This window comes from Nocardioides bruguierae (genome assembly GCF_023656415.1).
In the GTDB taxonomy this organism is placed as follows: domain Bacteria; phylum Actinomycetota; class Actinomycetes; order Propionibacteriales; family Nocardioidaceae; genus Nocardioides; species Nocardioides bruguierae.
This window is the reverse complement of sequence record NZ_JAMOIL010000050.1, coordinates 1-12159: the sequence shown is the minus strand read 5'-3', so window position 1 is coordinate 12159 and position 12159 is coordinate 1. Positions and strand designations below refer to the sequence as shown.

The following is a 12159-nucleotide window of genomic DNA, read 5'->3' as shown; positions in this document are numbered from 1 at the left end:
GGCTGGGCATTCAAGAAGTTCTACAACTCCGAGTCAGCCCGACTCGCGGCCCTGCCAGCATGGGTCCACGAGTACAACCACCACCGGCCCCACTCAGCAATCGGCAAGGCCGCCCCCATCACCAGACTGAACAACCTGGCTGGGCATCACAGCTAGCCGTGGTCACAGCGGCGACCAAGGTTGGGCTCCCTTTACCGGTGGCGGGGTCAAGGGAGAGTGAGGTTCCGATGCCGAGCCAGCGATGGGCTGTGACTGGGAGGCAGGCAGAGACGAAGGTCAGCGTGGTCTTGAGCGTCGCGAAAGCTGACGAGGAGAGGGATGAGTCGGCGATGCCTTGTGCGTCGTAGCACATGGTGCGATGCGGCATCTTCGGAATCGTTGTGGTCGTCGCCGTAGTCCCAGTGAAGTCCAGGACCGTCGCGGTGGTGCGATGCTCGCGCAGGAGGAAAAGGGTCCCGCCCGCCCGTCCGCGACTTTGCCATAGCGCGGATCCGCGGCCGAGGATCTTGATCGTGTCGACGGTGCCGTTCGTCCATGAGTAGAGACGGTGGCGTGGGCCCGCCATCGCGGTCAGGATGATCGAGTTCCCTGCGGTGCCGAGGGTGCGAATGTCGTCGGCATTGACGTTGAGTGGACTGGCGTCGACGTTGCTGCCGTGAGTCTGCAGCAGGTCTGTCCCACCGACCATGTTGAGGACGGCGTCGGGGCAGCTGGCGCTGCAGGCAGCGCCGTTGGGCTCGCCGTTGGCCTCCCAGATGGGTTCGGATGAGCCGCGCCGGAAGCCCCGAGTGGTGTGTCCGTCGCTGACGATGACTCCTTGGGTGTCGCCAATGACGATGCTCCAGGCTTGTCCCCTCCCTACTGCGTCGGGAGCTGAGGAGCAGCCCTGGAAGCTAAGGGTCAAGAGGACAAGGACAACGAGTGGACGACACCCAAGGAGGTTCATGTAGCTACTGGCCTTCAGTAAATGAGCGAAGAACTGCAGTGGTTGTCAGTGCCGCGCGTGTCAAACGCAGCGCTGGCCGTCCAGGTCTCGGTCCGCGACTTCTTGGAGGTGAAGTCGACAAAGTTCTCGGTGTAAAGGGTGTCGTTGTCCAGGTCGTCCTGATTGTTGGCGTGGTAGTTCCTCTCACCGGTCCCGTCGTTGAAGCTGGCGTCCCAGTTGCTCTTCCCGCCCGTACCGGAGCCGGTGAGCTCGTAGGTGAGGTACTTCCAGGTGTGGTTGACGCTGTCTTGGGTGAAGTAGATGTTCGTGGTGAGCGTGTGACCACCGTCCTTGCACGTCCAGGTGCCGGAGTTTGCTGTAGCTGATCCTGCCGGGAGGGCGACGGCGATCGTCGCGGCTAGGGCGGGAACTGCCAGAAGCGAAATGAGCTTCTTGTTCATGTGGTTCCTCTTTCTGTTGATTCCCAGTCGTCTGGGAAGCAATGTGCTGCCGCACCTGCACACGGCGAAGGTGATCGCCGGTGCGGCAGTGTGTGTGGGGACTCGATTGCTCGCTACTATTCGAGGACGTCAACGGATGCCTGTCGCATAGGCGACCGGCACAGCGATCGCGGCGAACCGGGCGATGCGGCCGACCAGACACAGACCGGCGAACGTACGGCGACGTTGGCCAGATGCGCCGGCGGCGACGCTGACCAAGGCCAGGGGTGGGAGGCCGAGGCTGGCGGAGGCGAGCATGAGGGGCATGGCTGTGCGTCGCCGTACGAGGGCGCCACGGATACGGGATGCCCAGCGGCTCTCGGCCAGCGCCGCGACCTTCGACCCGGCGCCAAGCCGGGCGGAGCCTCGGCGCGCGCCCTCGAACAGGAGGAGCTTGCCGGCTGTCTGGCCGATGGCGAGCGCAACGATGACTGGGGCCAACATCCACGGTTGGTTGGCGGTGAAAACCAATGCGTAAGCCTCAGCGTTGACGACCGGCAGGAGCGCAGAGCCAGTGCCGACGGCCACTCCGCCGAGGATGCTGAGGGGCCAGTTCATCGCGCGGCAGTGTTGACGAGCCGCAGCACTCGGACGACGGACCAGACTTTGATGCCACCGATGACGAGGGCGAGGACGAGTGCTACCCAGATCGCCCCGATCAGCGAGAGAACGATGACTCCTGCGGTGTTCAGGGCCTTGGCCGGCGGCGACCAGTTCAGTTCATACACGCGCCGGTTGACCTGCGCGAAGTGATTTGGGCTGATGACGTCAAAGCAGAGAAAGGACAGCGAAAGCATCGTGTCCAGCACCATGAAGGAGATGAAGAACGGCACCGCGACCGGGGCTAGCGACGACAGGTGAGCGAGCAGACCGATGCACAGGATCGAGGTGCAGGCTCGATCGCTGACGATGTCGAACACGGCTCCTAAGCGGGTCTCCTGGCCGAGACGACGGGCCGCGAACCCGTCAAGGACGTCTCCAACCCAGTAGATGACGTACGCAAGTGCCAACAGGGTGGGCCGGTCGGCGCTGATTGCGACACCAGCCACGACCACAGCAGCGAGCGTTCGCATCAGGGTGATGCCGTTTGCGACTGTGCCGACCGGTCCCAAGGCGGCGCCGGTGACGGTCACTGGGGCTCGGAGGCTGACAACGGTCGGAGCGCTGGGCGTGACCAGGCGACGGGCCGGGGTTACGAGCTCGCTGATGGACATGGCCCGTACCTTCGCCGTGCATGTCGCCGGGTAGAACCGCTCCAGGTCTGAACAATCGACCCTCTCTGGTCACGAGCGGCGAGGGAGCCTGGTACTCAGGTACCAGTTCCGAGCGCGAGACCATCCCGTTCCATGTTGGAGCGAAGTCTCGGGCAGACTGCCCGACGTGACGACGAGATGGTGGCCGACTTCGTTGCAGTCAGCGCGGTTTGCGTGGGGCGTCGATGCCGCGATCCGCTGGTTGCCCATCGGCGCCGTTGTCGGGTCCCTTGCCTACACCGCTCGGCAGGACCTTGGGCCGCACGAAGTGGCGGCCTGGTTGGTGGTGGCGGTGGCATTCGTCCTCGGGCTGCTGGCCAGCTGGGTGGTTCCCGCAGCACAGCCTTGGCTGTTCGCTGTCGGAGGTGGTGCCGCAGTGGCGTTCACCAGCCGCGACTACTTCTCGTTCTGGCCTGCGGCCTCCGCCTTGCTATTTATGTCGCCGGGGCGCGGGCGACGTCGTCTCTACCCGGCCATCGTCGGCGCCAGTGGGGGCCTCGCCGTCGCGGCGACACGCGACTTCGTCTCTGCGCTGATGCCCGTCGCCGTCATGGTCCTGGCCGTATTGCTGCTTCGTCCCGTGGAGGGTCTTCGGACACGTGCGATAGCCCTCGAGATCGAGGCCGACAACTTACGCGAGCGTGCGTTCGCCAGCGAAGAGCAGGCGCGCGAGCTAGAACGTCGAACGGCGCTCGCCCGTGAACTGCACGATGCGATCGGGCACCACGTGACCGCAATGGTCGTGCAAGCAGAAGCAGGCAGGGTGGGGTCACCGGACGCAGCGTTGGTGCACATCAGCAATATGGGCAGGGAGGCGCTTGATGAGCTGGACGCTGTTCTGTTCGGTTTGCGCAACCCGGCATCGGGCACTCCAGCAACGGACTTGGGGCGTATCGACTCCAAGCTCGCAATCCCGTTGCGTCTGCAAGGCACCCGTGTGTCGGTGCGTGTTTCGACCGCTGTAGTAGACGTAGAGGTGTCGAAAGCGCTCTATCGTGCAGTACAGGAAGCGCTGACGAACGTGATGCGCCATGCGAATGCCAGTTCGGTGACGGTCGAAATCCGCGACGAAGATACTGAGGTGGTAGGACGGGTGAGCGATGACGGCGACGGGATGCCCGCAGAGCTGACGCGCGGCAACGGTCTGCGCGGTATCAGCGAACGTGTGCGGGGCCTCGGCGGTAGCCTCCGCGTGGAGGGCAGGACGCCTCGCGGGACCTCGGTAGAAGTTCGCCTCCCGTTGGACCTCAGGTGATTGGGCTCGCGGTCGTTGACGACCAGCATCTGATCCGTGACGGCCTCACGATGATGCTGAACAACGAATCGGACATGCAGGTAAAGATCGAGGCGTCCAATGGACGCGAGTTGCTCGATCTCCTCGATGCCGGTGCGCTGATTGACGCGGTGCTCCTAGATCTGCGGATGCCGGTCCTAGATGGCATACAAACGCTGCATGAGTTGAATCGTCGCCCGCGACGCCCATCAGTCCTAGTAGTGACGACCTTCGACCGTGACGAACTGGTTCTCGACGCCATCGCGGCCGGCGCGGACGGGTACATCCTCAAGCGAACAAGCCGACCCGAGCTGATCACCGCCGTGAGAGCTGTTGCTCACGGGCGGTCAGTTCTGGCGCCGGACATCACGCGTGCTGTGCTGGCAAGGGTGCGGCAGCACACTCGCGCGACAGCATCCACAGATGTGGCCGAGTACCGCCTGACTCCCCGCGAGACCGACATCCTCTCGTTGGTCGGCCAGGGCCTGAATAACGACGAGATCGCTGCGAGACTTACTGTCTCGACCCACACGGTGAAGACACACCTGACCAATGTGTTGGCGAAGACCGGGAGTCGCGACCGTGTACAAGTTGCGTTGCTCGCGATCCGCGCAGGTCTGGCTTAGGCAATCCTCTTTGAGGTCTGGGCCGGACTCGCGGATTGTTGTGCGGTTTCGGGCCTGGTGGCGTCGCGGTTGCGGCATTTATTGATCAACGTCGAGGGGGGCGAGCAGCCGGTCGAGCACGACGCGGAGGTCGGGTGCGACCTCGCGTCGTCCGACGTAGTGGCGGAACGTGACGGAGGGGTCGCGGTGGCCCAGCTGGTCGCGGGCGGCGTCGAGGGACACCTCGTGTGCGAGCAGGGTGCCGACGGTGCGGCGCAGCGTGTGGAAGGTCGTGCCGGCCACGGCCAGGTCGAGCGCCGAGGGCGGCTCGTCGACGCGGGCGAGCGCGGTGCGGAGCCGAGTGCGGAGGTTGGAGGTGTGCAGCCAGCCGCCGGACCGTCCGCGGAACACGGGTGTGTCGTCGTCCGCGGGGAAGTCGGCCAGGCGCCGGCGCAGGAGGTGCACGGCGGCATCGGGGAGGACGAGCGTGCGGTCCTCGTGGTTCTTGGTCCACTCCTGTCGGTGCAGGGCCTCGACGTAGCCGGTGCGGGGGTTCACCAGGGTGCCGGTGATCGCTGCGGTGGGCACCTCGGCGTCGAGGTCGAGGTCGCGGCGGCGCAGGGCGAGTGCTTCGCCCTCGCGGCAGCCGGTGGCGAGGAGGAGGTCGACGAGGTCCTGGAGGTCGTGGTTGGGCATGCGCCGGTCGGGGATGCGGACCGCTTCTCGGCGGACGCGCCGACGGAGGTGGAGCGCGGCCTCGACGCTGAGGAAGCCGACCTCGCGTGGCCGGCGGCGCGAGGTCCGCGGCGTGTCCCGCATGGGGTTCGCGGTCATCGCGCCGTGACGGACGGCGAGGGAGAACATGCCGGACAGGACGACGCGCAGCTGCTCGGTGGCGCGCCCTCCGGGGCGTGCGGGGTAGCGGCCGTGGGGTCGGCCGTTCTCGATGGCGGCGAAGAGGTTGTCGAGCAGCGGGACGGTGATCTCACGCAGGTGCACCCCGCCGAGGGCGGGGATGACGGCGACGCGGACCTCGTTGTCGTAGCCGGCGAGCGTCTGCGGGGCGAGCGGGCCCTCGGAGCGGCTCTTGCCGTGCTGACGTCGGTGCTCGAGCCAGACCTCGGCGAGCTCCCCGACGGTGGTGTCGCCGCGGATGGTCTCGGTGCCTGCTGTGTCCCTGGCGGCGAGCTTGCGCTGCACCGCCCGCACCGCAGCGCCCTTGGTGCCGGCCGTCGCTCGGACCGAGCTGACGCGGCCGTCGGCACCCCGCACCTGCGCCCGCGCCAGCCACCGCCCGCCGCGTTGGCGGGCGGTGGTGACGGGACTGCTCTCCCCGCGAGGGATGCGGTTCTGCGGCAAGGGTCAGGACTCCATCCAGACGATGCCCTCGTCGTCCTTCTGGTGCAGCCAGGCCTCGACGGCCGACCGCCGGTACCGGACGTGCCGCCCGATGTGCAGGCAGGCCGGGCCCTGCCGCTCGGTGCGCCACTTCTTCAGGCTGCCCACCGGGATGCCCCCGAGGATCTCCGAGACCTGCTCGGGCGAGAGCAGCGGGTCCTCGGCGTCCAGCGTCGGTGCGGTCTGCGGGTGCTGGTGCTGCGGTGCGGTCATAGCGCCTCCTGGAGCGAACGTGACGACGGGTGCCGTCGGAGACCGTTCGTGACACCAGAGGCGCGCCGCGAGGCCGGGGAGTGATCGCGGGACCGGCCGGGTGTCGGACGGCGCGTTCGAGCCTGGCACCGGGCGGGGGCGGGTGCTGGTGAGCGGCGCCCGTCTGTGGAGGTTCGCCGCCTGTCCACAGGGATGCGGTGGTGAGACCTCACCACCGCACTCACCACCGCACTCATCGAGGGTTATGCATCGGTCGGCGTCGGGCACGAGGCGCCGCGCCGAATCTCGGTGGCCCGAGCGGTGCCCAGGTGGGAGGGTCGGCGTCATGGCTGAGGACGATCCACGGACCCGGGCGGCGGAGCTGAACGAGCAGCTCAGGCCGATCGAGATCTCGGCCGAGACCGTCACGCGGCCCGCTGGCGCCCACACCGCCACGGTCCACGCGTTCCTGCGCCACCTGCGTGACCAGGGGCTGGACTGCGTGCCCGAACCATTTTCACTCGACGGCGAGACCGAGACCCTGCGCTTCATCGCCGGTGACAGCGGTGGTGAAGCCTGGGCGCACCAGCACGACGAACGGGGGCTGCGTTCGGCGGCGCGGCTCCTGCGGCGCGTCCACAATGCCTCCGCCACCTGGACTCCGCCGCGTGACGCGGTCTTCGCCGCGCCGCCCGTGGACGGTGGTCAGGTCTTCGTCCACGGGGACCCCGGCCCCTGGAACTTCGTGTGGCGGGACGGCGAGGCCGTTGCCCTCATCGACTGGGACTTCCTGCACCCGGCGCCGCCGATGAGCGACGTCGCCTACGCCCTGCAGTGGTTCGCGCCGCTGCGCGACGACGAGGCCGCCGTGGACTGGCACCACTTCCCGGCGGTGCCGGACCGGCGTGCCCGGGTCCGGGCTTTTCTCGATGCGTACGGGATGCCGGCTGAGGTCGACGTCGCCGACGCCGTCATCGCTCGGGTCAGGTACACCGGCGACCACGTGAGGTTCCTGGCCGATCAGGGCCACGAGCCCCAGAAGACCTGGGTCGCGGCCGGGCTCGTGGAGCAGACCGAGCTGGCCGACGTCGAGTGGATCGACGCCCACAGGTCGCTGTTCACGGGCTGACGCGTGGCGGGATGCACCCCCCTCTGGCGAGGGCCAGCGCACGTCCGCATTACGTACGGACGCTTCACCATCCCGGTGATGCACTAGGTGTGTGGGTCCAGATCATCGTGCCGAGCGGGCTGTCTGGGAAGGTCCTTGGGACTGCTGACCCTTGTGGAATGGTCCTGCGCGTCCGTGCGACGGTCCAGGACCGGTCGTTCTCCGGTTGCCAGTCGGTGACGCGTGGGTCACTCGTCGCGGGCCCGGTTGGGCGCGCCTGTGATGGAGAGTCGCTGGTGTGCCAGCTGGCGGGCACGCGCGACGGGATCGGCGTCGAGATTGAGGGCGAGGAGGCTGAAGGTGCCCTCGTAGATGACCATGAGGTCCAAGCTGGCCTCGTTCGGGTTGGGGTGGCCGGCCTCGTCGAGCAGCTGCCGTAGTCGTTCGATGATGCGTTGTTTGTGGCGTTGAGCCACGGCGTGGCCTGGATGGTCGGGCGGGAGCTGGACGCTGGCGGCGGCATGCGCGCACCCGCGACTCGTGCCGGGCTCAGTTTCCCAGGTGCGCAGGGCATCAAAGAGGGCGAGTACGCGTCCATGGGGATCTTGGTGCTGAGCGATGTGGAACTCCCAGTGCTCTTGCCACCGGGCGTCGCGAGCGTCGAGGTAGGACGCCACCAGGTCGTCCTTGCCGGCGAAGTTCTTGTACAGCGACGCGGTGGCCACTCCGGCGCGGGCGATGACCGCGTCGACTCCGGTCGAGGCGATTCCTCGGGTGTAGAAGAGGTCGTCGGCCGCCTCGAGCAGACGCTGGCGGGCAGAGGGGCGACGTCGCCGGGTTTGCGTCATGCCCGTAGCGTACAGGCATGAGTAGAACGATCGTTATACTGTGAGCGCCGCCTCCTCCGGTCCGTTCTTCACGAAAGTGGAGGTGGGTCCAGGCATGGTCGCCGCCGGGGCGGCCTTGATTGGGATCTGTTACGGCTTTGCTCGTTTCAGCTACGGCCTGTTCGCTCCTGAGCTTCAAGCGGAGTTCGACCTCACCGGCGCCGTGAGCGGCGTCATTGGAGCCGGCAGTTATGTCGGCTACTGCGTGGCCATTGTGTGGAGTTTGGTCGTGACCCCCCGGTGGGGGCCACGCCGTGTGGCCGGCCTGGCAGGGCTCGTTGCCACCGCTGGCCTGGTCGTGGTGGCGGTCGCCCCGACGGCCTGGCTGCTCGCGGCCGGGCTGCTGGTCGCCGGGTCCAGCACAGGGATCGCCTCACCTCCCTTGGCGGCCGCGGTCGCGCGGTGGGTGCGGAAACCGTCGCAGGACCGGGCGCAGACGCTGGTCAATGCGGGCACCGGGATGGGCGTCCTGGTCTCGGGGCCGATCGCGTTCGCGCTGACCGACTACTGGCGGTGGGCCTGGGGGACGTACGCCGTTGGTGCGGCGGCGGTCACCTGGTGGATCTGGGTCACGATGCCCGGCGGTCGCGCGCTCGCCGACGGCAGCTCTGAGCGTAGCGCCGACGAGCCTTCGTCCTGCCGCCGTCGAGCGTCAGGTGAATCTGCCCTGCCCCTGCTGCTCGCCTCCTTCTTCATGGGTCTGGCCAGTGTCGCCGTCTGGACCCTGGGACGCGAGCTCATCGTGACTGAAGGTGATGCCAACGCGCTGCTGGCCGGGCTGATGTGGACGCTGATGGGTGCGGCCGGGATCGCGGGCGCACTGTCCGGCCCTCTTGTCCAGAGGATCGGAGTGACCGGCTCCTGGTCTGTGCTCATGATCGCCCTCGCCGCGGCTACCGCCGGGCTCGCCCTCGCCCCTCGATCCATCGCCATGATCGTGATCGGGGCTGCGGTGTTCGGCGGCGCGTACATCGCACTGACCGGCGTCGCGCTGCTCTGGGCGACACGGATCTACCCCGAGAGGACCGCCTACGGCGTCGGTGCCTCGTTCCTCATGATCGCCGTCGGGCAAGCCCTGGGCGCACCGCTGGCCGGCATCGGCGGCGACCGTTTTGGATACTCTGTCGTCTTCTACCTCTGCGCGTCCGTCGCCACGGCCGGCGCCCTTATCCCGATAATGCGCTCCATCACACCGAGCACAGCCCCTTCCGAATGACCAACGGTTGTCGGCACACCCCGTATCGCGGATGCGAGTTGGTCAAACTAGGTCGGCGGCCTGTGCTTCTTGGCAATCGACCAGCGCCTCACCGTTCTCTCGCGCCCAGGCAGTCAGCATCCGGATTGGTTCCTGCAACGTCTCGCCGAGCGGGGTGAGGGCGTACTCCACGCGCGGCGGCGCCTCGGCGTACGCCTGACGTGAGACCAAGCCGTTGGCCTGCAGCTTGCGCAGCGTCTCCGTCAGCACCTTGCGCGAGATGCCGCCAGTGAGGGCGACGACCTCGCCGTGGCGCTTGGGCCCCTCGCTCAAGGCGAACAGCACGACCACGGACCACTTGTTGGCGATCACCTCGATGGCCGTGCGCGCGGGGCAGTCGGCGAGGAAGACATTGCCTGCCTTGAGCGAGGTCACGTCCGAAAGGTACCAAACGGTACCTATCGGCTTCCTAGCGTTGGTGGCGTCGCCCCGACTCCCGCGGGACACCCGACCTACCGAAAGAAGCACATGCAGCTCACCGCCCAGATCGTCGCCATCATCGTGGCCCTCGCCATGCTCGCCTCGGGGAGCGTGAAGATCCTTCGCACCGACCGAATCGTCGGCCTCATGTCCAACGTCGGAGTCCACGGGAAAACGCTCACCGTCCTCGGCTGCCTCCAGGTCGCCGCGAGCGTCGGCCTTCTTGCTGGCCTGGCGTACCCACCGTTCGGCATCGCGGCCGCGGCCGGGCTGATTCTCTACTTCGCCGGTGCTGTCGGTGCCCACGTCCGCGCTCGTGACCCCGAGTGGCAGGCGGCCGCGGCCCTTCTTGTGGTGTCATCGTTCACCTTCGGCATTCTGCTTGTGGCTGCGTGATTCAAAGCGACCAGCAGCGTCGGCTCTCCGGCATGAGCGGCCGCCCCGAAAGCGGATCCTCTCGCGGCGAACCGCGCGAGTCCGCCGACTCGCGAGCCTCCCGGGCGAAATGTCGGCTGAGGCCAGCGGTCAGAGCAGCCTCGCGCGCATGGCGGGGAACGACGTGTCGCAGAAGCCCGCCCGTTCGTACATACCGCGCCCGACCGCGGTTGCCATCAGTTCTGCGCGCCGGATACCGAGTTCGCGGGCCCACACCATGACGGAGTCAAGGGCCATACGGCCGTAGCCGCGGCCACGGAAGGGCGGAGCTGTGCTCACGTTGTTCACCAGCACGTCGCGCCCCTCGGGCGCTGACGGTGAAGGAGCTGCATCACGAACAGCCCCGGCGGCACAGGCGACGACCGTCCCGTCTACCTCCACGACCGCGAAGTGATAGTTCGGGTCGTCAAGCCGGGAGGAGAACCATTCATGTGCGTTCTTCCGCCAGGTGGGGTCAGGGCTGCTCACTCCCATGGCGGCGAACATGTGCTCCCGCAACTCGACCAGCGCCTGCACGTCGGATCCCTGGGCCCCCCGGACCACGCCATCTGTCACAGGCAAAACGCTACCGGCACCCGCATCCGTGACGCATCCGCGTTCGCGGCGCTGTTCCCGCAAGGAGATGGGCTCGCGGAGCGACCCGGTACGGGATGGGCCAGTGTGAACAATCGCCCAACGCTCTTCCTCGCGGTGGGGCTGCCTGCGACTGGCAAGACGAGTCTGTCCCGACGCCTGGAAGTCGATCACGCTGCCCTTCGGCTCACGAACGACGAGTGGATGAAGGCACTCTACGGGGATCAGAATCCGTCGTCGGCCTCCGACGTCATCGAGGGACGGCTGGGTCTGCCCCGACTTTGGTTGATACCTGACCTGTGAGGATCTGTCCTCGCTGGAAGGATGTCCCCGTGGCAAGGCCCTATCCCAAGGAGTTCCGCGACGACGTCGTGGCCGTGGCCCGCAAGGGCCAGGCTCCGCTGTCTCAGATCGCGAAGGACTTCGGCATCTCTGAAGGTTCGCTGGCGAACTGGATGAAGAAGGCCGACATCGAGGACGGTCACCGTCCCGGTCTGACCGACGCCGACCGTGCCGAGCTGCGCGAGGCGAAGAAGCGGATCCGGCTCCTGGAGCAGGAGAACGAGGTCCTGCGTCGCGCGGCTGCCTACCTGTCCCAGGCGAACCTGCCGGGAAAATAGTCTTCCCGCTCGTCCGTGAGATGGCCGCGACCGGTGCCCGCATCAGGGTGCCGGTCGCGGTGGCGTGCAGGGTCCTGGGTCTGACGACTCAGGAGTACTACAAGTGGCTCAAAGACCCGGTGTGCCGGTGGGACTGGGACGACGCCCACCTCATCGACATCCTCTACGACATCCATGCCGACGAGGCCACGCTGGGCTCCCGGTTCCTCACCGACGAGCTCGACCTCGAGCACGGCATCACCGTCGGGGAGAACCGTGTGCACCGGCTGTGCCGGATCGCCGGGATCACCGCGTCGCACCACAAGAAGCGCAGCAAGGCCGGCTCGACCGGCCCCGCGCCCCACGACGACCTCCTGGCCGTGGTCGACGAGCACGGCGTGGTCCGCCACGAGTTCATCGCCGACGCCCCGCACAAGGTGTGGCTGTGGGACATCTCGGAACACCCCACACGGGAAGGAAAGATCTACATCTGCGCGATCAAGGACGTCTTCTCCAACAAGATCGTGGGCTACTCCATCGACTCACGGATGAAGTCGTCCCTGGCCCGGGCGGCGATGAGGAACGCCATCGCCCTGCGCTCACCCGATGGGACGGTGTGTCACTCGGACCGAGGCGGTCAGGGTGGATTCAACTGGTCGTCGCAACACCTCGTGATGGAGGTGTGGAGTGGTACGTCGTCAGCAGGCCGCCGATCGAGCGATCCAGCCGAAGCGGC

The 12159-nt window shown here is 67.2% G+C and carries 16 protein-coding genes and 1 pseudogene; 8 read left to right on the top strand and 9 right to left on the bottom strand.

Annotated elements, in window-relative coordinates; translation table 11 throughout:
* Window positions 1-156: integrase core domain-containing protein (locus tag M8330_RS21185; protein WP_250828437.1), on the top strand; the 156-nt coding region annotated here is incomplete at its 5' end.
* Here the strand turns inward: M8330_RS21185 and M8330_RS21180 are convergent.
* From M8330_RS21180 to M8330_RS21165, 4 genes are all read right to left on the bottom strand, one after another.
* Window positions 119-904, bottom strand: a complete 786-nt coding sequence (locus tag M8330_RS21180; RefSeq protein WP_250828966.1) for a hypothetical protein — start codon at window positions 902-904, stop codon at window positions 119-121. The two genes, M8330_RS21185 and M8330_RS21180, sit on opposite strands and share 38 nt — an antisense overlap.
* A gap of 56 nt (window positions 905-960) precedes the next feature.
* The gene (locus tag M8330_RS21175; protein ID WP_250828965.1) at window positions 961-1386 is read right to left on the bottom strand and encodes a hypothetical protein; all 426 of its coding nucleotides are present in this window, start codon (window positions 1384-1386) and stop codon (window positions 961-963) included.
* A gap of 129 nt (window positions 1387-1515) precedes the next feature.
* The gene (locus tag M8330_RS21170) at window positions 1516-1983 is read right to left on the bottom strand and encodes a hypothetical protein (protein ID WP_250828964.1); all 468 of its coding nucleotides are present in this window, start codon (window positions 1981-1983) and stop codon (window positions 1516-1518) included.
* Window positions 1980-2639: a CDP-alcohol phosphatidyltransferase family protein gene (locus M8330_RS21165; RefSeq protein ID WP_250828963.1), complete on the bottom strand. Its 660-nt coding sequence runs from the start codon at window positions 2637-2639 to the stop codon at window positions 1980-1982. Before M8330_RS21165 ends, M8330_RS21170 begins: the two co-directional genes overlap by 4 nt.
* A gap of 166 nt (window positions 2640-2805) precedes the next feature.
* Here M8330_RS21165 and M8330_RS22625 point away from each other — a divergent pair, with 166 nt between their 5' ends.
* Both M8330_RS22625 and M8330_RS22620 read left to right on the top strand, forming a co-directional pair.
* Window positions 2806-3933, top strand: a complete 1128-nt coding sequence (locus M8330_RS22625; protein WP_250828962.1) for a sensor histidine kinase — start codon at window positions 2806-2808, stop codon at window positions 3931-3933.
* Window positions 3930-4577, top strand: a complete 648-nt coding sequence (locus M8330_RS22620) for a response regulator (RefSeq protein WP_250828961.1) — start codon at window positions 3930-3932, stop codon at window positions 4575-4577. Before M8330_RS22625 ends, M8330_RS22620 begins: the two co-directional genes overlap by 4 nt.
* A 78-nt stretch (window positions 4578-4655) precedes the next feature.
* Here the strand turns inward: M8330_RS22620 and M8330_RS21150 are convergent, their stop codons facing one another.
* Both M8330_RS21150 and M8330_RS21145 read right to left on the bottom strand, forming a co-directional pair.
* Window positions 4656-5915, bottom strand: a complete 1260-nt coding sequence (locus M8330_RS21150; RefSeq protein ID WP_250828960.1) for a site-specific integrase — start codon at window positions 5913-5915, stop codon at window positions 4656-4658.
* A 3-nt stretch (window positions 5916-5918) separates the two neighbouring features.
* Window positions 5919-6167, bottom strand: a complete 249-nt coding sequence (locus M8330_RS21145) for a helix-turn-helix transcriptional regulator (protein ID WP_250828959.1) — start codon at window positions 6165-6167, stop codon at window positions 5919-5921.
* A 325-nt stretch (window positions 6168-6492) separates the two neighbouring features.
* On the opposite strand from M8330_RS21145, the gene M8330_RS21140 reads away from it, so the two are divergent.
* Window positions 6493-7275, top strand: a complete 783-nt coding sequence (locus M8330_RS21140) for a phosphotransferase (RefSeq protein ID WP_250828958.1) — start codon at window positions 6493-6495, stop codon at window positions 7273-7275.
* 227 nt (window positions 7276-7502) lie between these two features.
* Here M8330_RS21140 and M8330_RS21135 read toward each other — a convergent pair whose 3' ends face one another.
* Window positions 7503-8102: a TetR/AcrR family transcriptional regulator gene (locus M8330_RS21135; RefSeq protein WP_250828957.1), complete on the bottom strand. Its 600-nt coding sequence runs from the start codon at window positions 8100-8102 to the stop codon at window positions 7503-7505.
* Window positions 8103-8142: 40 nt separating this feature from the next.
* Between M8330_RS21135 and M8330_RS21130 the strand changes: the two genes are divergently transcribed.
* A complete protein-coding gene (locus M8330_RS21130; RefSeq protein ID WP_250828956.1) occupies window positions 8143-9357 on the top strand; it encodes an MFS transporter in 1215 nt (404 codons plus the stop codon).
* A 42-nt stretch (window positions 9358-9399) separates the two neighbouring features.
* Here M8330_RS21130 and M8330_RS21125 read toward each other — a convergent pair whose 3' ends face one another.
* On the bottom strand, window positions 9400-9771 hold the full coding sequence (locus tag M8330_RS21125) for a winged helix-turn-helix transcriptional regulator (RefSeq protein WP_250828955.1): 372 nt from the start codon (window positions 9769-9771) through the stop codon (window positions 9400-9402).
* 93 nt (window positions 9772-9864) lie between these two features.
* Here M8330_RS21125 and M8330_RS21120 point away from each other — a divergent pair, with 93 nt between their 5' ends.
* On the top strand, window positions 9865-10212 hold the full coding sequence (locus tag M8330_RS21120) for a DoxX family protein (protein ID WP_250828954.1): 348 nt from the start codon (window positions 9865-9867) through the stop codon (window positions 10210-10212).
* 129 nt (window positions 10213-10341) lie between these two features.
* Here the strand turns inward: M8330_RS21120 and M8330_RS21115 are convergent, their stop codons facing one another.
* On the bottom strand, window positions 10342-10767 hold the full coding sequence (locus tag M8330_RS21115; protein WP_250828953.1) for a GNAT family N-acetyltransferase: 426 nt from the start codon (window positions 10765-10767) through the stop codon (window positions 10342-10344).
* Here M8330_RS21115 and M8330_RS21110 point away from each other — a divergent pair.
* Window positions 10681-11127, top strand: coding sequence for a P-loop nucleotide/nucleoside kinase family protein (locus M8330_RS21110; protein ID WP_250828952.1), 447 nt, complete (start codon window positions 10681-10683; stop codon window positions 11125-11127). The genes M8330_RS21115 and M8330_RS21110 overlap by 87 nt on opposite strands.
* 29 nt (window positions 11128-11156) lie before the next feature.
* Window positions 11157-12064 (top strand): annotated as a pseudogene (locus M8330_RS21105) (IS3 family transposase); the annotation flags it as partial.
* Window positions 12065-12159 lie beyond the last annotated feature (95 nt).